This is a genomic window from Sphingomonas guangdongensis (assembly GCF_900199185.1).
Classification (GTDB): domain Bacteria; phylum Pseudomonadota; class Alphaproteobacteria; order Sphingomonadales; family Sphingomonadaceae; genus Sphingomonas; species Sphingomonas guangdongensis.
Window position 1 is genome coordinate 75,359 of record NZ_OBMI01000003.1, and the last position, 19,959, is coordinate 95,317.

Consider the following 19,959-nt stretch of genomic DNA (forward strand, 5'->3'; position numbering starts at 1 on the left):
GTTACGCCTTTGCCTGGTCGATGACGGAGGCGAGCGCGCGCTCCGCCAGCGTGATCTTGTAGCGATTGTCCTCAGTCGGCGTCGCGCCGGCAAAGGCCCGCTCGGCCGCAGCCTTCGCACCAAGCGAGAGCGCGGCGTCCGCCTCCGCGACCCGCCATGGCTTGTGCGCGACGCCCCCGAAGGAAACACGACCCGAGCCATCCCGCTGAATCACCGCAGCGACCGACACGAGCGCGAAGGCGTAGGAGGCACGGTCACGCACCTTCTGGTAGAAGTGCTTGCCGCCGATCGGCTTGGGCAGCGTCACCGCGGTGATCAGCTCCCCTGCCTCGAGCACATTGTCCTTCTCCGGCTGATCGCCGGGGAGGCGGTGAAAGTCAGCGATTGGGATCGCGCGGGTGGCACCGTCCGCCTTGACGGTCTCCACGGTCGCGTCGAGCACGCGCATCGCCTGCGCCATGTCGCCGGGATAGGTGGCGATGCACTTGTCCGAGGAGCCCACGACTGCGAGCTGGCGCGAATAGCCCCCGATTGCCGCGCAGCCGCTGCCGGGCTTGCGCTTGTTGCACGGCATGTTGGGATCATAGAAGTACGGGCAGCGGGTGCGCTGGAGCAGGTTGCCGGCAGTCGTCGCCTTGTTGCGGAGCTGGCCGGAGGCGCCGGCCTGGATGGCGCGGGTCAGCACCGCATAGTCGCGGCGGACGCGCGCATCGGCGCTGAGCGCGGTGTTGCTGACGAAGGCGCCGATCCTGAGGCCGCCCTCCTTGGTCTTCTCGATCCTGTCCAGACCCAGATCCTGGATGTCGACCAGATGGGTCGGCGTCTCGATCTCCAGCTTCATCAGGTCGAGCAGGTTGGTGCCGCCCGCCAGGAACTTGGCGCCCTGCTGACGCCCAACGGCCGCCGCGGCCTCCGCCGGCGTCCGCGCACGCTCATAGGTGGAGCTCTTCATGCGCGTGCCCCCGCGACTTCGGTCATGGCATCGAGGATGTTGGAGTAGGCGCCGCAGCGACAGATGTTGCCGCTCATCCGCTCGCGCATCTCCGCATTGCTCGCAGTCGGTCGCTTGCCGACGTCCGCCTGGACGTGGCTCGGCACGCCGCGCTTGATCTCGTCGAGCACCGCCACCGCCGAGCAGATCTGCCCGGGCGTGCAGTAGCCGCACTGGTAGCCGTCGTGCTTCACGAACGCCGCCTGCATCGGATGAAGCTTGTCGGGTGAGCCCAGCCCCTCGATCGTCGTCACCTTGTCGCCCTGATGCTGCACCGCGAGGGAAAGGCAGGAATTGATCCGCTCGCCGTTGACGATCACCGTGCAGGCGCCGCACTGGCCGTGGTCGCAGCCCTTCTTGGTGCCCGTCAGCTTCAGGTGCTCGCGGAGCGCATCGAGCAGGGTCGTGCGCGTGTCGAGTTCCAGCGTCTGGCGCTTGCCGTTCACCTCCAGCGACACCGGCATCGCAGCCGGCGGCGCGGGGCGGGGAGCCTGCCCCTCGGCCGGCACGGTGGTGAGCGCCGCCACCGCGGTGCCGCCGACCAGGACGCCGCGTCGTGACATTTCGAGATCCGCCTTCAAGGACATGAGTGTTCCTGTTCCGTGCAGCCGACGATGTGCGGCTCCGACATGGGACCAGGATAGCGCCCGCGCGGTGGCGAGCAAAGCCTTCGACTGATGCCCGCCAATGTTTCTTTACAAGCGGACCGTGGCGAACGGCGCACGAGCGCACCGGCGGGTGTAGCCCGCCGGTGCGTGAACGTCAGGCGAGGCGATTGATCAGGTTCTCGATGCGCTCCTGGCGGCCCGAGCGCGGCTTGGGGTCCAGGTCGCGCTCGATCGCCAGGTCGGCGATACCCGCGAGGTCGAGGCCGGCAATCTCCTGACCCAGCCCCTCGTTCCAGCCGGCGTAGCGCTCCGCCTTCCACTGGTCGATCCGGCCGTCCTCGATCAGCCTGGCGGCGTTCAGCAGGCCCTTCGCAACCACGTCGATCGCGCCGACATGGCCGTGGAACAGGTCCTCCGCGTCGATCGACTGGCGGCGGACCTTGGCGTCGAAGTTGAACCCGCCGGTGGTGAACCCGCCCGCCCGGATGATCTCCAGGTTGGCGAGCGTCAGTTCCTCCACCGAGTTCGGGAATTGATCGGTATCCCAGCCGTTCTGCGGGTCGCCGCGGTTCGCGTCGATCGAACCGAAGATACCGAGCGCACCGGCGGTCGCGATCTCATGCTCGAAAGTGTGGCTGGCAAGGGTTGCGTGGTTAGCCTCGATGTTGACCTTGACCTCGTCCTCCAGCCCGTAGCGCTTCAGGAAACCGTACACCGTCGCGGTGTCGAAGTCGTACTGGTGCTTGGTCGGCTCGAACGGCTTCGGCTCGATCAGGATGGTGCCGGTGAAGCCGATCTTGTGCTTGTGCTCGACGACGAGGCTCAGGAAGCGGCCGAAGTTATCGAGCTCGCGCTTCAGGTCGGTGTTGTGGAGTGTCTCGTAACCTTCGCGGCCGCCCCACAGGACGTAGTTGGCGCCTCCCAGACGGTGGGTCGCCTCGAGCGCCGCGCGAACCTGCATCGCGCCCCACGCATAGACCTCCGGAAACGGGCTGGTCGCCGCCCCGGCCATGTAGCGCGGATCGGAGAAGAGGTTGGCGGTACCCCACAGCAGCTTGACGCCGCTATCGACCTGGAGCTGCTCGAGGTGGTCGACGGCGGTCTGAAAATTGCGGCCGTACTCGGCCGTCGTCTTGCCTTCCTCCATCACGTCGACGTCGTGAAAGGCGTAGAAGGGGACACCCAGCCGCTTGATGAAGTCGAACGCGATCTCGCGCTTCGCGGCGGCCGCCTCGCCCGAGTGGGCGTGTGCCTGCCATGGCCGGTGGAAGGTGCCGGGGCCGAACACGTCCGATCCCTGCCAGCAGAAGGTGTGCCACATGCACACGGCGAAGCGGAGGTGGTCCTCCATCCGCTTGCCGAGCACGACCCGGTCCTTGTCATAGTAGCGGTAGGCGAGCTCGTTCTCGGTCTCCGGCCCCTCGAACTTGATCGGCTGGATCGCGGCGAAATAATCGTTGGCGGGCATCAGTGGCTCCTGGGCGAGATCTGCGGGTAGGCGGCACGGAACGCCTCGCGCTTGGGCGCGAGGCGGTCGACGAGGTCGGGTTCGGGCGTCACGACGCGTGCGGTCGGCGGGGCGGCGCAGACGGTCGCGGGATCGCCGCCGTCGACGGCGAGCTGGGCGAGGCGGGCGGCGCCGAGTGCCGGCCCGACCTCTCCACCCTGAAGATAGACGAGCTCGGCGCCGAGCGCGGCAGCAAGGATGCGTCCCCAATAGCCCGAGCGCGCACCGCCGCCGATGACGGCGAGCCGGTCAACCGTAGTGCCGGCGTCACGCAGCGCATCGACGCCGTCCGCGAGCGCGAAGGCGACGCCCTCCAATACCGCCTGCGCGAGCCGTGGACCGTCGCTGTCGTTGTCGAGCCGCAGGAACGCGCCGCGGACCAGCGGATCGTTGTGGGGCGTCCGCTCGCCGGAGAGATAGGGCAGGAACAGCTCGGGGCCGCTCGCCGGGCCCACGGCCTCGGCACGCTGGAACAGTTCGGCGGCGCCGCTCGCGCCGGTGATGCGCGCGACCCAATCGACGCACGATGCGGCCGACAGGTGGACCGCCATCTGGTGCCACAGCCCGGGCAGGCAGTGGCAGAAGGCGTGCACCGCACGGCCGGGATTGGACCGGAAGTCGCTGGTCGCGACGAAGATGACGCCGGACGTGCCGAGCGACAGCAGCGCGTCGCCGTCCTGCACCACGCCGACCCCGGCCGCACCCGCCGCATTGTCGCCGCCGCCCGCCGCGACCGGCACGCACGGCATGCCCCAGCGCTCGGCAACGTCGGCGGTCAGCTTGCCGGTGATCTCAGACCCCTCGAACAGCCGCGGCATCTGCGCTTCACTCAGGCCGGTCGCGGCCAGGAGCGCTTCGCTCCACCGCCGTCCCGCCACGTCGAGCCACAGCGTTCCGGCCGAGTCGGACAGGTCGGACGCCTTGTCCCCCGTCATCCGCAGCCGGACGTAATCCTTGGGCAGCAAAACGGTACGAACCTGAGCGAAGGTGTCGGGCTCATGCCGGCGGACCCAGGCAAGCTTGGGAGCGGTGAAGCCCGGCATGACGATGTTGCCGCCGACACCGCGAAAGTCGGCGGCCGCTTCCAGTTCCTCGCACTCGGCGAACGAACGGCCGTCGTTCCACAGGATCGCGGGGCGGAGCGGCCGGTCGTCGGCGCCGAGCAGCGTGGCGCCGTGCATCTGACCCGCGACGCCGACCCCGCGGACGGAGCGGCGGACCGCCGGGTCGATCGCGCGGACCGCGGCATCGGTTGCCTGCCACCACGCCTCCGGATCCTGCTCGGACCAGAGCGGCTGCGGACGCTGCACCGTCAGCGCGGCGGTGCCTTGCCCGGCGACCGCGCCGGCCTCGTCCAGCACGACGGCCTTCACGCCGGAGGTGCCGATGTCGATGCCCAGGAACATCAGGCAAACACCGCCACCCCGGCGGAGGCCGGGGTCCAGCATCGGAACACTCGCAACTGGACCGCGGCCTGCGCCGGGGTGGTCAGGTGTGCCATTCCCATCACTTCAGCAGCGGCTCGACGGTCTGGATCGTGCCGTCCGCATTGAAGGTCAGCGGCGCGGTCTTCACGTTGCGGAGGTGGTTCTTACCCGACAGCTGGGTGTCGTGATAGAACAGGTGCCACTGATCGCCGACCTGAACGATCGAGTGGTGGTTGGTCCAGCCCTGCACCGGGTTCAGCACCACGCCGCGGTACGTGAACGGGCCGTAGGGCGAGGTGCCGGTCGCATAGGCGATCTTGTGCGTGTCGCCGGTCGAGTAGGTGAAGTAGTAGGTATTGCCGCGCTTGAAGACCCATGACGCCTCGAAGAACCGGCGATCATGGTCGCCGCCGAGCACGGGCTTGCCCTGCTCGTCGAGGATCTGGACCTCCTTCAGCGGCTCGGCGATCTGCTTCATGCCGGCATCGAGGCGCGCGATGCGCGGCATCAGCGCGGGCTTGTCGTCCTGCTTTAGGTCGGTGACCCCGGCATCCTTGTTGTAGGTGCCGGTCGCCCAGTTCTGCAGCTGGCCGCCCCAGATCCCGCCGACGTAGAGGTAGCTGGTGCCGTCGGCGTCGGTGAACACCGCCGGATCCATCGAGTAGGTGCCCTGCATCGGCTGCGGGTCGGCCTTGAACGGCCCCGTCGGCGACTTGGAGGTCGCGACGCCGATCCGGAAGATGCCCTGCTTGTCCTTGACGGGAAAGTACAGGAAGTAGGTGCCGTTCTTGTAGGCCGCGTCCGGTGCCCACATCTGCTTGGACGCCCAGGGCACGTCCTTCACGTCGAGTGCCACGTCGTGGATCGTGACCGGTCCACCGATCCGGTCCATCGACAGCACCCGGTAGTCGCGCATCGCATACTGATTGCCGAGGTCGTCGTCCGGGATGCCTGCGTCGATGTCGTGGCTGGGATAGACGTAGATGCGGCCGTTGAAGACGTGCGCCGACGGGTCGGCGGTGTAGATCTCTTTGACCAGCGGCTGCGACAGGTAGCGCACGTTGGCCGCCGGCGCCGCGTCGCCGGCCGCCGGAGTCGCGGTCTGGGTGGGCGCGGCGGTGTTGCCGGACGGTGCCTGCGAGCAGGCAGCGGTTGGCAGCGAGAAGGCTGCGGCGGCGAGAAGGGCGAAGCGGGCAGTGGTCACGAAGTCCGTCTCCTGGCTGGCACGCCGTCTGCTGCGGCGATCACGATAGCGCTAACATTACGAAGCAATGAAGCGCTTCGCAAGCGTAACTAGTTATCGAATGAGACAGTTCGGTGGCGTGCAGAGTTGCTTCGTCACTGCGCGCCGGTGGATCACGCGATCTCCAGCGTCGCGCTCTTCAGATCGAGCGAGTTCGGCCCGGCCATGATCGTGAAGCGGCCGGGTTCGACCACCTCCTGCAACTCGCGGTTCCACAGCGCAAAGGCGCGGCGGTCGAGCGGGACCGTCACGGTCCGCGTCTCGCCGGGGGCCAGTGTCACGCGCTGGAAGCCGACCAGCTTCTTGCCCGGCTGGGTCACGCTCGCGACCTCGTCGCGGACATATACCTGGACCACCTCGTCGCCGGCGCGGTCGCCCGCGTTGCGGACGGTGACCGCGACGTCGACCGTACCGGCCGGTCCGATTCGCGCGGCGGAGAGCACGGGCGTGCTCACCTCGAACCGGGTGTAGCTGAGTCCATGACCGAACGGGAACAGTGGCGCGGTCGTGTCGAACAGGTAGCCGCGGCCGACGCTCGGCTTCGCGTCGTAGAAGAGCGGCAGCTGCCCGGCGTTGCGCGCGACGGTGACCGGCAGCTTGGCGCCGGGATTGACGTCGCCCCACAGCGCGTCCGCCACCGCGGTGCCGCCCTCCTGACCGGGGTACCAGCATTCGAGCACAGCGTTCGCGCGCGCGACGACGTTCGGCCACGATGGCGGACGGCCGTTGATCGCACACACGACCACCGGCTTGCCGAGCGCGTGCAGAGCGTCGAACAGCGCGTTCTGCTCGCCGAGCAGGTCCAGGCTGGTACGGTCGCCCAGGTGGTTCTTGGCGAAGCCCTCACGGCTGGTCTGCTCGGTGTCGCCGATCGCCAGGATGATGACGTCGGCGCCTTGCGCGACCATGACCGCTTCCGCGATCAGCGCGCGATTTTTCGCCGGGTCGGCGAGCAGCACCTCGTCCTCCGAGCGGTCCTCCGACTGGGTGATGAAGACGCCTTGCGCGTGAAGCACCTCCGCACGCCCGCGCAGCTTGGCGCGGATGCCCTCCAGCAGCGAAATCTCCTGCTTGGGCGCGCCCGAATAGCCGCCCAGCCGCGCAACCGCCGCGTTGGGACCGATCACCGCCACCCGCCGGTGCGCGCCCAGGCGCAGCGGCAGGGTGCCGTCGTTGGTCAAAAGGCACAGCGACTTCTCCGCCGCCTTTCGGGCGAGCGTACGTGCCTCCGCGTTGCCGGTGATCGCGCGGGCGGCACGCAGGTCGGCGAAGGGGTTCTCGAACAGCCCGGCGCGAAACTTCAGCGTCAGCATCCGGGCGCACGCCGCGTCGACATCGGCGATCGCGACCTGTCCGTCACGGACCTGCTGGACGAGGGTGCGGTAGCAGGTGCCGTCCGGCAGCTCGCTGTCGACCCCGGCGTGGAGCGCGGCGCGGGCGCTCGCCTCGCGGTCGGCGGTGACGTGGTGGATCGTCTGCAGCTCCTCCACCGCGCCGTAGTCGGACACGATCGCGCCGTCGAAGCCCCACTCGCCGCGCAGCACGTCGGTCAGCAGCCAGCGGTTGGCGTGGCTGGGGATGCCGTCCAGCTCGTTGTAGCTCGGCATCACGGCGGCGATCCCGGTCCGCTCCACCACCGCGCGAAACGGCGGAAAGAAGTGGGAGCGCAGCTCGCGCTCGGCGATCGGCGCCGGGCCGATGTTGTTGCCCGCCTGCGGCTGGCCGTGGCCGGTCATGTGCTTGAGGGTTGCGAACACCTTGCCGGGCTGGAGCGTGTGGCCGTTGCCCTGCAGCCCCTCGACCGCCGCCACGCCCATCTCCCCGCACAGATACGGGTCCTCGCCGAAGGTCTCCTCGATCCGGCCCCAGCGCGGATCACGCGCGATGTCGACGACGGGGGAAAGGGTGATCGGGCTGCCGTGCGCGCGGACCTCGCGGCCGACCACGGCCTGCACGGTGCGCATCATGTCGCGGTCGAACGCGCCCGCCATGCCGATCGCCTGCGGGAACATCGTCGCGTCCGGCGCCATGAAGCCGTGGAGCGACTCCTCGTGGAAGAGCACCGGGATGCCGAGCCGCGTGCGCGTGGTCGCCCAGCGCTGCACCGCGTTGACGAAGCCGATCGTCGAGTCCGCACTGCGCCACCGCGCGCCCGTGCCGCCCGCAACCGCCGCTACCGCCGGCCCGCCGCGCCGGTCGGAGGGTCGGGTGATCTGCCCGAAGCTCGCCGGATAGGCGGCGCTCGCCTTGTCGGGATCGAAGTCGAGTCCGCCGTCGCGCATCACCTGCGACTTGGTGCCCCACAGCGCGATCAGCTGCGCGACCTTCTCCTCCAGCGTCATGCGCGCGAGCAGGTCGCGGACCCGGAGGTCGATCGGTGCGCGCGCATCCTTGTAGACGGGCGGGGCCGCCGCGAGGGCCGCGCCACCGGGCGTCAGGGCGATGACGGAGGCGGTGCCGAGCCAGCCGAGCAGCGCACGCCGCGTGGGGCGGAGATGGTGGTCGGCGATCGTCATGGGGATCCTCTCACGCTCGAGAAACGGCGGTTTGCTGCGCCTTGCTCTTGATAGCGCTACCAGATAGCCTGCCCTCGAGCTTGTCAAGCCACGGCGGCCGACGTCGGGCGGGGAGAGGGTATGGACCGGTTGCTGATGGTTGTGGGTGCGACGTTGATCGCGCTGTTCGGCACGGCAGCAGCGCGGGCGGAGGATGGCTATGACCTGTGGCTGCGCTACGACGCGCCGCAGTACCGCCAGGCCTGGGCAAGCATCGGTTCTCCGGGTGCGGTCAGCGCGGATGAGGATCATCCGACGATCCGCGCGGCGGCCGACGAACTGACCCGCGCGCTCGGGCACGATCCGGCGGCAACCCCGGCGAGCAGCGCGGCCACGATCCTGATCGGGACGGCCCGCTCCCCCCAGATTGCCCGCCTAGGGCTGCCGCTCGCCGGGCTCGGGCCCGAGGGCTACCTCGTCCGTGCGGTCACTGCGGAGGGCCGGCGGACGATCGTGGTGGCAGCGCGCGAGCCGGTCGGCGTGCTCTACGGCGCCTTCGCGCTCATTCGCCAGGCGGGGCAGGGCGGCTCGCTCGGCGGGCTCGACCTCAGCGACCAGCCGCGGGTCAGGCTCCGCGTGCTCGACCACTGGGACAATCTCGACCGGCACGTGGAGCGCGGCTACGCGGGCCAATCGATCTGGGACTGGTGGCGGCTGCCGGCGATCGGCGACCGGCGCTACACCGACTATGCCCGTGCCAACGCCTCGATCGGGGTCAACGGCACCGTTCTCAACAACGTCAATGCCAAGGCGGACAGCCTCACCGCGCCCTATCTCGCCAAGGCGGCGGCGGTCGCCGACGTGCTCCGGCCATGGGGTATCCGGGTCTATCTGTCGGCCCGCTTCTCCGCGCCCATCGAGCTTGGCGGGCTGAAGACCGCGGACCCGCTCGACCCTCAGGTTCGTGCGTGGTGGAAGGTGAAGGCGGACGAGATCTACCGCGTGATCCCGGACTTTGGCGGCTTCCTGGTCAAGGCGAACAGCGAAGGGCAGCCGGGTCCGCGCGACTACAAGCGCAGCCACGCCGACGGCGCCAACGCGCTCGCGGCCGCGCTCGCCCCGCACGGCGGCGTCGTCATGTGGCGCGCCTTCGTCTACGCCGACACCGATCCCGACGATCGCGCCAAGCAGGCCTTTACCGAGTTCAAGCCGCTCGACGGCACCTTCGCCGACAATGTGCTGGTCCAGGTCAAGAACGGCCCGATCGACTTCCAGCCGCGCGAGCCGTTCCACCCGTTGTTCGGCGCGATGCCGAAAACGCCGCTGATGATCGAGTTCCAGATTACCAAGGAGTACCTGGGCTTCGCCTCGCACCTCGCCTACCTCGGCCCGCTCTTCGCCGAGACGCTGGCCGCCGACACCCGTGGCAAGGGCGCGGGATCGACCGTCGCAAAGGTGGTCGACGGGTCGCTCGACGGCCACCGGCTGAGCGGGATTGCCGGCGTTGCCAACATCGGCAGCGACCGTGACTGGTCCGGCTCGATCTTCGACCAGGCGAACTGGTACGCATTCGGCCGGCTCGCCTGGAACCCGACGGCCGATCCGCAGGCGCTCGCGACCGAGTGGACGCGGCTGACATGGTCGAGCGATCCGACCGTCGTCACGCCGGTGGTCGCGATGATGATGCGGTCGCGGCAGGCGGTGGTCGACTACATGACCCCGCTCGGGCTCGCCCACTTGATGGCCACGGGTCATCACTACGGCCCGGGGCCGTGGGTTTCCGATCTCGCGCGGCCCGAGTGGAACCCGAGCTACTATCACCGCGCCGACCGGAACGGCATCGGCTTCGACCGGACCCGCACCGGCAGCAACGCGGTCGCGCAGTACGCCCCGCCGCTCGCGCGCCGCTTCGCCAATCCCGCCGCCACGGGTGAGGACCTGCTGCTCTGGTTCCACCACCTGCCCTGGGATCACCGGCTCGCCGGCGGCGACACGCTGTGGGACACGCTGGTCCGGCGCTATGACCGGGGCGTCGCCGGTGCGGCGTCGCTGCGGAGCGACTGGGCGGCGCTGCGCGGCCGGGTGGATGAGGAGCGCTGGCAGCGTACGGCTGAACGACTGGCGGTGCAGGAGGCGGAGGCACGCTGGTGGCGCGACGCCAGCGTCGCCTACTTCCAGTCGGTCAGCGGACGTCCGCTCCCGCCCGGCAGCGCCAAGCCGGCCCACGACCTCGACTGGTACAAGGCGCAGTTGTTCCCCTACGCTCCCGGGCAGGGACAATGACGACCAACGGCGATCCCCCGGGCCTTGACGCTGCGCCGCAACTGTTGGAACCCATAGCGGTGTCCCAGAAGCGTCGGCGGCAGAAGCTGCTCCCCACCATTAGCGACGTCGCGCGACGGGCCGGCGTCTCCCCGATGACGGTCAGCCGCGTCATCAATGGGGAGGGGAACGTCCGCGAGTCCACGCGAGAGGTGGTCAAGACCGCGATCGCCGCGCTCAACTATGCCCCCAACCCGGCGGCGCGCAGCCTGGCGGGGGCGGGGCAGCTCCGGATCGGGCTGCTCTACAGCAATCCCTCGGCCGGGTTCCTCAGCGAGTTCCTGCTCGGCAGCCTCGACCAGGCCGCGCGCAACGACGTGCAGATCGTGGTCGAGAAGTGCGAACTCGGCGAACATGAGCTGGCGGTGTCGCAGCACCTGATCGACAGCGGGATCGACGGCATCATCCTGCCGCCGCCATTGTGCGAGGCGGCGGCCGTGCTGGAACTGCTCGCGGAGGCCGGTGTGCCGACCGTGTCGGTGGCGGCGAGCCGGCCGGAGGCGGACATGCTGGCGATCCGGATCGACGACCGCGAGGCGGCGCTGACCATGACCCGCCACATCATGGCGCTGGGGCACCGCCGCATCGGCTTCATCCGCGGCGATCCGAACCTGTCGGCAAGCGCGCAGCGCTTCGACGGGTTCGCCGCGGCGCTGGAGGAGGCCGGCATCGCACTCGACCCGACGCTGATCGCCGACGGGCTGTTCACCTATCGCTCCGGGCTCGATGCGGCGGAGCGGCTGCTCGACGTCGCCGATCCGCCCAGTGCGATCTTTTCCGCCAACGACGACATGGCGGCCGCCACGGTCGCGGTCGCGCATCGTCGCGGCCTGGACGTGCCGGGCGACCTGACCGTCTGCGGCTTCGACGACACTACCCTAGCGACCGCGATCTGGCCGGAGCTCACCACCATCCACCAGCCGATCGCCGACATGTCGCGCACCGCCGTCGACCTGATCGTGTCCGCCATCCGGCAGGGGCGGGCAGGCGGCGAGGTGGAGCGCCACCACCTGCTCGACTACACGCTGATCCGCCGCCAGTCGGATGCCGCCCCACGTCGCCGGCCCGGCACCGGAAGCGCTTGACCCCACTCGCTGAATCTGACTGGTAGCGCTCTCAAGGAAGAGGTGCCGATGTCCGACCAACGCCAGCCCGTTCGTCCGTTCCGTTCGCGCGACTGGTTCGCCGATCCGGCCCGGTCGGACATGACCGCGCTCTACCTGGAGCGCTTCATGAACTACGGGCTGACCCCCGCCGAGCTGCGCGGCGGCAAGCCGATCATCGGCATCGCCCAGACCGGCAGCGACCTGTCGCCGTGCAATCGCATCCACCTGGAGCTTGTCAAGCGGACGCGCGAGGGGATCGTCGCGGCGGGCGGCATACCGATGGAGTTCCCGGTCCTCCCCATCTTCGAGAACTGCCGCCGACCGACCGCGGCGCTCGACCGCAACCTCGCCTACATGACGCTCGTCGAGACGCTCTACGGCTACCCGATCGACGCGGTGGTGCTGACCACCGGCTGCGACAAGACGACGCCTTCGGGGATCATGGCGGCGTCCACCGTCGATATCCCCACAATCGTGCTGTCGGGCGGGCCGATGCTCGACGGCTGGCACGAGGGGGAGCTGGTCGGGTCGGGAACGGTCATCTGGCGCTCGCGCCGCAAGCTCGCCGCGGGCGAGATCGACGAGGAGGAGTTCCTCCAGCGCGCGACCGATAGTGCGCCGTCGGCCGGGCACTGTAACACCATGGGTACCGCATCCACGATGAATGCGGTGGCCGAGGCGCTCGGGCTGTCGCTGACCGGCTGCGCCGCGATCCCGGCGCCCTACCGCGAGCGCGGGCAGTTCGCGTATGAGACCGGGCGCCGCATCGTCGAGATGGCCTATGAGGACCTGCGCCCGTCCCGCATCCTGTCACGCGACAGCTTTCTCAACGCCATGCGGGTCGTCACCGCAATCGGCGGATCGTCCAACGCGCAGCCGCACATCCAGGCGATGGCGCGCCACGCCGGTGTGGAGATCACGGCCAGCGACTGGATGGAGCATGGCTACGACCTGCCGCTGCTGGTCGACGTCCAGCCCGCCGGGCGCTTCCTCGGCGAGCGCTTCCACCGCGCCGGCGGCGTGCCGGCGGTGATGGCGGAGCTGCTGGGTGCGGGTAAGATCGCCGCCGACTGCCTGACCGTGACCGGTCGGACCATGGGCGAGAACCTGCGCGGGCGGATCGCGACCGATCGCGAGGTCATCAGGCCCTACGATCGCCCTCTCAAGGAGCAGGCTGGCTTCCTGGTGCTGTCCGGCAATCTGTTCGATTTCGCGATCATGAAGACCAGCGTGATCTCGCCCGCCTTCCGCCAGCAGTACCTTTCTCAGCCTGGAGCCGAGGACGTGTTTGAAGCGCGTGCGATCGTGTTCGACGGATCGGACGACTATCACCACCGCATCAACGATCCGGCGCTCGACATCGACGAGCACTGCATCCTCGTCATCCGCGGCGCCGGGCCGATCGGCTGGCCGGGATCGGCGGAGGTCGTCAACATGCAGCCGCCCGACCACCTGATCCAGCGCGGGATCATGGCGCTGCCGACGCTCGGTGACGGCCGGCAGTCGGGGACGAGCGACAGCCCGTCGATCCTCAACGCCTCGCCCGAGAGTGCGGCGGGCGGCGGGCTGGCCTGGCTGCGCACCGGCGACACGATCCGCATCGACCTGAAGCAGGGCCGCTGCGACGCGCTGGTCGACGAGGACGAGATTGCGCGGCGGCGCGGCGAGCGAGCGCCCGAAGTGCCGGAAAGCCATACGCCGTGGGAAGAGCTGTACCGCGAGAAGACCGGCCAGCTTGGCGAGGGCGGTGTGCTCGAGTTCGCGCTCAAGTACCGCGGCGTCGCCGCGCAGACGCCGCGCCACAACCACTGATTGCCGCCGCATAGCAGAAGGCCCGCCGCTCCGGTCGGAACGGCGGGCCTTCTTCGTGCCGGACGAGGGAAGGGCGACTCAGCCCTTCATCGCCTCCAGCTCGATCCCCTTGGTCTCGGTCAGGAACCGCTGGACCAGGAAGAAGCTGATCAGCGCGCAGGCGCCGTAGAAGCTGTAGCTCGCCGCCAGGCCGATCCCGGCCAGCATGATCGGGAAGCTCTGCGCGATCAGGTAGTTCGCGAACCACTGCGCGAAGCCGCACACCGCAAGGGCCGAGCCGCGGATCTGGTTCGGGAACATCTCACCCAGCATGACCCACATGACCGGGCCCCAGCTGATGTTGAAGAAAGCGGAGTAGAGCAGCGCCGCGACGACCGCGACCAGGCCCATGCTGCCCGGCAGGACAAGCTGCGTGCCCGACAGCGTGCCGGTGCTGAACGCGTAGACCATGGTGAACAGTGTGACGGTCATCCCAGCCGAACCGAGCAGCAGCAGTGGCTTGCGGCCGATCTTGTCGACGTAGGCGACGGTGATGAAGCACGCGGCAATGGAGATCGCGCCCGAGATGATATTGGTCTCCAGCGCCTGCGCTTCGGTGAAGCCGGCCGCCTGCCACAGCGTCGCGCCGTAGTAGAAGATCACGTTGATGCCGACGAGCTGCTGGAACACGGCGAGCACCAGGCCAGCCCAGACGACGGGGCGGAAGAAGGTGCCGGGCGCGCGCACGTCGCTGAGACGCGGGCGGTGATCGGCGGTGAAGCTGCTGCGGATCTCCTCGAGCTTCGCGGTCGCGACCGTCTCCCCGAACAGCTTGGCGAGCACCAGCCCGGCCTGGTCGTGACGACCCTTGGCCACCAGGAAGCGCGGGCTTTCCGGGATGAAGAACAGCGCAATGAGAAACACCGCCGCGGGCACCGCCTGCATCAGGTACATCCAGCGCCACGCCTCGAGCCCGCCCCAGAACGGCGAAAGCGACGTGCCCGCGGCGCCCGCCAGCGCGTAGTTGACCAGGAACGCCGCCGTCAGCCCGGTGATGATCATGATCTGCTGAACGGTGGTCATCCGCCCGCGGATGTTCGCCGGCGCCACCTCAGAAATGTAGGCGGGCGAAAGCACGCTTGCCGCGCCGACCGCCATGCCGCCGAAGATGCGGGCGATGACGAAGATCGCCTGCTCGGTGGCGATGCCCTGCACGATGGCGGCGATCAGGAACAATACTGCCGCCAGCCGCATGACGTTGCGGCGACCAATGCTGTCGGCGAGCGTACCTGCGAAGAACGCGCCGATGAAGCAGCCGATCAGCAGCGAGCCGACGGTGAAGCCGAGTCCACCCTCCGACAGCGCAAAGGCCGTGCGCAGCCCTTCCTGCGTGCCGTTCACCGCGCCGCTGTCATAACCGAACAGCAGCCCGCCGATCGTCGCCACCGCGACGATCGCGGCGATGAAGCCGATATTGGCTCCGCTTCCCTCTTGAGTCACTCAACCCCTCCCTCGAAGTTCGATATGTCTGCAATGCCGCCCGGCACCCCGGCAACACCGGGATCAAAGGCGAAAAGGTCTCCGGCGAGAGGCTGGCCCGCCAGCGCCGCCGCGTCCAGCCCCTTGCGGGCGGTGGTCACGAACGCGGTGCCCAGATCGGGACCGCCGAACGCCAGTTTCGTGACGTTGGCGACCGGCAACCGCACGGTCGTGATCAGTCGTCCGGCGGGATCGTAGCGCCGCACGCCCCAGCCGCCGAACAGCCCGGTCCAGAGGCAGTCGTCCGCATCCAGCACGCAGCCGTCCGGGTAGCCCGCGTCGTCCTCGATCGTGACGTGCCGCTCCGCGCGCCCGAGCGACCCGTCGTCGTTGACCGGCACCCGCCAGATCACGCGGCCGAGCGTGTCGGTGTGGTACAGCGTCCTCGCGTCCGCGCTGACCGCCGGACCGTTGGTGATGACGACGGGGTCGAGCCCCGCATCGGCGCAGCGTCCGTCGGCGAGGCGATAGAGCCGCCCGGTCGTGTCGGTCTCACGATCGTCCATCGTCCCGAACCACAGCCGCCCGCGCGCGTCGACGGTCGCATCGTTGAGGCGATTGTCGGGCAGCGCCGGTTCGGGGTCGTGAAACGGTGTAAAGCTGCCATCCGCGGGTAAGAACCGGTGAAGCCCGGTCTTCAATCCGGCGATCATCGCGCCGTCGGTCGTCGGAAGCACCCAGCCGACCTGATCGGGCGCGTCCCACGCCTGCGCCGCGCGCGTCGCGGGATCGAAGCGGTGGACGCGGTTCTGCTTGATGTCGACGAACCACAAGGCAGCATCGCGCGCGACCCAGACCGGACCTTCGCCGAGAGTCGCGCCGACAGAGAGCACCCGCTCCGGCACCATCAACGCCAGCCTGCGTCCACGAAATAGTCGTGCCCGGTGCACATCCGCGCGTCGTCCGAGGCGAGGAACAGCACCAGCCCGGCCACGTCGGCGGGCTGGATGCGTCCGTCCAGGCACTGCGCGGCAACGATCTCCGCCTCGCCCTCCGGCGTGTACCACTTCTCCTGCCGGGGCGTCTGGACGTTGCCGGGTACGATCGTGTTGACCCGGATGTTGTCGCGGCCAAGGTCGCGGGCAAGGCTGCGGGTCAGCCCCTCGATTGCCGCCTTGGCGGTCTGGTACAGGACCAGGTCCCTGAGCCCGAGATGCCAGCTGATCGAGCCGAAGTTCAGGATCACGCCGCCGCCCGCCTGCTTCATCGCGGGAACCACCGCCTGCGCGGCGAAGAACTGGTGGCGCAGGTTCACCGCCATCCGCTCGTCCCAGTAGGCGGGGGTGACCTCCTCGACCGAGTGTCGGTCGTCGTTCGCGGCATTGTTGACCAGGATGTCGACGCCGCCCAGCTCCGCCGCCATCGCGGCGAAGCCATCGCCAAGCGCCGACAGGTCGGTGAGGTCGACCGGACGGAAGCGCGGCGCGACCGCCGCCGTCGCCGACAGGCGGGCGACCAGCGCCTCGGACGCGGCGACGTTCACGTCGACGAACATGACCTGCGCACCCTGCGCCACAAAGGCCTCGACCAGCGCCTCGCCAATGCCCGATCCGCCACCGGTGACGATCACACGCTTACCCTTCAGGCTGGGATAGGTCGTCCGGGCGAGCTGTGCGGTGGTATCGAGCAACGAGAAAACTCCAGATCAGGCGGTGAGCAGGCCGCGTGCGGCCAGGTTGCGGATGAGCGCGGTGGTGCCGAACGTCCAGGGCGCGGCCTTGTCGCAGGTCACGACGCGGTTGACGAGGCGGCCGAGCCGCGGATTGCTGATGATGACGCGGTCACCGACCTTGTGGGTGAAGCCGCGGCCAGGCTCGTCGCGGTCCTGGACCGGCGCGAACAGCGTGCCGAGGTACAGAACGAAGCCGTCAGGGTACTGGTGCTGGCTAAGCGCCTGGCGGACGAGGTCGGTCGGGTCGCGGCTGATCTCGCGCATCGAGCTGGCGCCGTTCAGGACATAGCCGTCCTCGCCCTCGATCCGGAGCGTGATCTGTGCGTCGCGGACGTCGTCCATCGTGTAGCGATCGTCGAACAGCCGCACGAAGGGCCCGAGCGCGGTCGAGGCGTTGTTGTCCTTGGCCTTGCCGAGCAGCAGCGCCGAGCGGCCCTCGAAGTCGCGGAGGTTGACGTCGTTGCCGAGCGCCGCGCCGACGGGCACGCCGTCCGGGGTCACCAGCAGCACGACCTCCGGCTCCGGATTGTTCCAGGTCGAGTCGGATCGGACGCCGATCTCCGCGCCGAAGCCGACCGACGAAAGCGGCGGCCCCTTGGTGAAGATTTCCGCGTCCGGGCCGATCGCGACCTCCAGATACTGCGACCAGAGATTGTCGTCGATCAGTGCCTGCTTCAGTCGAGCGGCCTCGCTCGATCCGGGCACCACGGCGCGCAGCGAGCCACCCATCTGCGCCTCTAGCCGAGTGCGGACGTCGGCGGCGGCGGCGGCATCGCCACGGGCGCGCTCCTCGATCACGCGCTCGAGCGCGGACACGGCGAAGGTGACGCCCGCGGCCTTGATACACTGCAGGTCGACCGGGCTGAGCAGCGCAGCGTCCGCGACCACGTCTAGCAGCGGCCCGAGCGCGCGGCCGCGGGCCGGATCGGTCGCGCCGGTCGCCACCAGTTCGGCGACGGTCGGCGCAGCGGGGGTCATGTCGTGGACGATCCCGCCGGCGACCAGGATCGGCGTCGGCCCGTCGCCCAGATCGAGCCGGCCGAGCAGCGTCGCCTCCTTCCAGTCGTCGGGCAGCGCGGTGTCGAGCGTATCGGTCAAGCGGTCCTCCTCAGGCACAAACGGCATCGGGCAGCGGCGCGCGTAGCAGCGCGAGCGATGCGGGCTCGTCGCGCGACGTCGATGGCCCCGGCAGCGACAGGTCGTTGCTGGCGGCGTAAGCGGGGTGCGCCTGCGCCTCCGCCAGCGGCACGATCGTGAAGTTCAGCTGCCTGTAGAGCGCCAGCAGCCGCGGCAGCATCCGCGCGTCGAACGCACCGACATGCATCAGCAGGACCAGCGGCTGCGCCGGTGCGCTGCTCGCCCGGGCGCGGATTGCGGCGATGTGTGCTGCGGCAAGGTAGCTGTCCTCCAGCGCGGTGATGGCCGCCGCGTCGCCCAGGGCAAGGCAGCGCGCATAGGCGCCGTTCCAGCCATAGTCGCCGAAGTCCATCGTTACCGCCGCAATCCGATAGCCATGACGCCGCAGCACCGCGCGTGCCGCGTCCAGAGCAGCGGGGGAGCGACCCTCCGACAGGAAGGGATAGCGGAACCAGCGCCAGTCGCGGGTGCCCGATGCCTTGAGCGCCGGTTCGTTCGCAAGCAGCTCCTGCTCGAACGTTGCAGCGTCCATCTCGGCGAGGTCGCGATGGCGGAAACCATGGTTGGCGAGCGGGTAGCCGGCCTGGCGCCACAGCCGGGCGGCGCGCGCGCCGTCCGCGCCGACGCCGCGGCCGGCGTTGAGGAAGCCGTACGCTTCCGGCACGCCGGCGGCCTTCAGCGACGCGGCGATTGACCCGACCGTATCGCTCATCGTGACACCCGCGGGCAGCGGTCCGTGATCGGGCACGTCGTCAAAGGTGAGGGAAAGTTTAGTCGCGGGCGCCTCCGCCGCGTCGGCGAACAGCGCGAGCGGGATGGCGTCACCCATCGCCTTGTACCCCGCCATGGAGGGGTGCAGGCCGTCGCCGGAGTCGAAGGCGGCGGCGAGGCGGTCGGGGCGGGCCGGATCGCGGAGCAGCTGGTCGAAGTCGATTACCGCGTCGAACAGGCCGCTCGTCCGGATGAAGCTGTTGACCGCCTGGCGATCAGCCTCCGTCGCCGCGCCGGGATGATAATATTCGTTGGCGACGAACGGCATGATCGTGCCGGCGATCACCTGGATCCCGTGGGCGTGCGCGCGGGCGACGACCTGCGCATAGCCTTGCGTGATCCGGCGGACGATGGCGGCGTGCTCGGCCGCGCTGGCCGGGCGATCCTTGGTCAGCACGCCGAGGTCGTTGATGCCCTCCAGCAGGATCGCCCACCGGATACCGCTCCTAGCGATCACGTCGCGGTCGAAGCGCGCCTGGAGGTTCGGCCCGAGCCCGTCGAGCAGCACGCGGTTGCCGCCGATCCCGGCGTTCACCAGCCCGATCGCGCGGGTCGCCGGATCGGCGCGCAGACGCTCGGCGAAGCGATCGGTCCAGCGCTGGTGCGTGTCGGGCTGGACGCCGTAGCCGTCGGTAATCGAGTCGCCGATGGCGACGATCGTGGCGGTTCCCTGAGTTCCTTCGACCTCGACGTCGGCGATGTGGTACCAGCGCGTGGTCGGTTCGGCGCCGATGAGGGTCGCGTCCGCCACGTGGTTGCCCGCGGCGAGGTAGCTGGTCGCGCGCGCGCCCTGATGACCCGTCTGGCCCGCGGTCGCGCCTGCGACATACAGGCTGATCGACAGGTCGGCCCCCGGCTCCACCGCCATCGCGACCGGATCGGCATACGCCTCCGCCCCGGCGGCGATCGTCACGCCCGCCTCGCCGGCGAAGCGGAGCGGCTGGCCGCTGTCCGGACGCAGGCTGGCCCCGGCGGCGGGCCGGGCGAGGTGGGCGGCGCCGATCACGAGCGGCTCGGTGCCGAACACGTTGGAGAAGCGGACCCGCACGCGCGTGCCGCCTGCCGAAAGGCGCACCTTTTGACGGATCGTCACGTCGCGGGTCCGGTTGGCCGGCAGCGCGTTCTCGGGCGTCGGCACCATCTGCGCCGTGCCCCAGCTCGCGATCCAGCGGGACCGGGTTGGGGTGGTGGCGGACGACGGGCACGCGAGCAGCATCGCTGCGATCAGCGCGCTTGCCCGTGCCAGCCTCCCCATAGTACACCCCTTCGCGTGTTAGCGCTCACACTATGCTGAAGGCGTAAGTGAGTGCAAGCGGCATCAGCCATCCCTATCTACCGCGCACCCTACCG

Annotated in this window: 14 protein-coding genes; 3 read left to right on the forward strand and 11 right to left on the reverse strand. The window is 69.5% G+C overall.

Annotated features, from left to right (window positions below; translation table 11 throughout):
* Nucleotide 1 precedes the first annotated feature (1 nt).
* The 6 genes from CRO12_RS12335 to CRO12_RS12360 all read right to left on the reverse strand — a co-directional run bounded on the left by CRO12_RS12335 (nt 2) and on the right by CRO12_RS12360 (nt 8,292).
* Nucleotides 2-952, reverse strand: a complete 951-nt coding sequence (locus tag CRO12_RS12335) for an FAD binding domain-containing protein (protein ID WP_097064393.1) — start codon at nt 950-952, stop codon at nt 2-4.
* Nucleotides 949-1,578, reverse strand: a complete 630-nt coding sequence (paoA, locus tag CRO12_RS12340) for an aldehyde dehydrogenase iron-sulfur subunit PaoA (RefSeq protein WP_097064394.1) — start codon at nt 1,576-1,578, stop codon at nt 949-951. The genes CRO12_RS12335 and paoA overlap by 4 nt, the downstream gene beginning before the upstream one ends.
* Before the next feature lie 175 nt (nt 1,579-1,753).
* Entirely contained in the window at nt 1,754-3,067 is a 1,314-nt protein-coding gene (xylA, locus tag CRO12_RS12345; RefSeq protein WP_097064395.1) for a xylose isomerase, read from the reverse strand.
* Complete coding sequence (gene xylB / locus CRO12_RS12350) at nt 3,067-4,512, reverse strand: xylulokinase (RefSeq protein ID WP_097065045.1); 1,446 nt, start codon at nt 4,510-4,512, stop codon at nt 3,067-3,069. The genes xylA and xylB (CRO12_RS12350) overlap by 1 nt, the downstream gene beginning before the upstream one ends.
* Nucleotides 4,513-4,612: 100 nt before the next feature.
* A complete protein-coding gene (locus tag CRO12_RS12355) occupies nt 4,613-5,737 on the reverse strand; it encodes a glycoside hydrolase family 43 protein (RefSeq protein ID WP_245858486.1) in 1,125 nt (374 codons plus the stop codon).
* A gap of 152 nt (nt 5,738-5,889) precedes the next feature.
* The gene (locus CRO12_RS12360; RefSeq protein WP_097064396.1) at nt 5,890-8,292 is read right to left on the reverse strand and encodes a glycoside hydrolase family 3 N-terminal domain-containing protein; all 2,403 of its coding nucleotides are present in this window, start codon (nt 8,290-8,292) and stop codon (nt 5,890-5,892) included.
* 120 nt (nt 8,293-8,412) lie between these two features.
* Between CRO12_RS12360 and CRO12_RS12365 the strand changes: the two genes are divergently transcribed.
* The 3 genes from CRO12_RS12365 to CRO12_RS12375 all read left to right on the forward strand — a co-directional run bounded on the left by CRO12_RS12365 (nt 8,413) and on the right by CRO12_RS12375 (nt 13,511).
* Nucleotides 8,413-10,554, forward strand: a complete 2,142-nt coding sequence (locus CRO12_RS12365; protein WP_097064397.1) for an alpha-glucuronidase family glycosyl hydrolase — start codon at nt 8,413-8,415, stop codon at nt 10,552-10,554.
* Nucleotides 10,555-10,688: 134 nt separating this feature from the next.
* Nucleotides 10,689-11,678 (forward strand): LacI family DNA-binding transcriptional regulator, encoded by a 990-nt coding sequence (locus tag CRO12_RS12370; RefSeq protein ID WP_245858572.1) that lies wholly within the window; start codon nt 10,689-10,691, stop codon nt 11,676-11,678.
* Nucleotides 11,679-11,726: 48 nt separating this feature from the next.
* Complete coding sequence (locus CRO12_RS12375) at nt 11,727-13,511, forward strand: IlvD/Edd family dehydratase (protein WP_097064399.1); 1,785 nt, start codon at nt 11,727-11,729, stop codon at nt 13,509-13,511.
* A gap of 78 nt (nt 13,512-13,589) precedes the next feature.
* Here the strand turns inward: CRO12_RS12375 and CRO12_RS12380 are convergent, their stop codons facing one another.
* The 5 genes from CRO12_RS12380 to CRO12_RS12400 are packed head-to-tail and all read right to left on the reverse strand — an operon-like array spanning nt 13,590 to nt 19,864.
* Complete coding sequence (locus tag CRO12_RS12380) at nt 13,590-14,990, reverse strand: sugar porter family MFS transporter (RefSeq protein ID WP_097064400.1); 1,401 nt, start codon at nt 14,988-14,990, stop codon at nt 13,590-13,592.
* Nucleotides 14,987-15,877, reverse strand: a complete 891-nt coding sequence (locus tag CRO12_RS12385) for an SMP-30/gluconolactonase/LRE family protein (RefSeq protein ID WP_097064401.1) — start codon at nt 15,875-15,877, stop codon at nt 14,987-14,989. Before CRO12_RS12385 ends, CRO12_RS12380 begins: the two co-directional genes overlap by 4 nt.
* Nucleotides 15,877-16,659, reverse strand: coding sequence for a D-xylose 1-dehydrogenase (xylB, locus tag CRO12_RS12390; RefSeq protein WP_097064402.1), 783 nt, complete (start codon nt 16,657-16,659; stop codon nt 15,877-15,879). The genes CRO12_RS12385 and xylB (CRO12_RS12390) overlap by 1 nt, the downstream gene beginning before the upstream one ends.
* Nucleotides 16,660-16,674: 15 nt before the next feature.
* Complete coding sequence (locus CRO12_RS12395; protein ID WP_097064403.1) at nt 16,675-17,826, reverse strand: fumarylacetoacetate hydrolase family protein; 1,152 nt, start codon at nt 17,824-17,826, stop codon at nt 16,675-16,677.
* The gene (locus CRO12_RS12400) at nt 17,810-19,864 is read right to left on the reverse strand and encodes a GDSL-type esterase/lipase family protein (RefSeq protein ID WP_097064404.1); all 2,055 of its coding nucleotides are present in this window, start codon (nt 19,862-19,864) and stop codon (nt 17,810-17,812) included. Before CRO12_RS12400 ends, CRO12_RS12395 begins: the two co-directional genes overlap by 17 nt.
* Between the last annotated feature and the right edge of the window lie 95 nt (nt 19,865-19,959).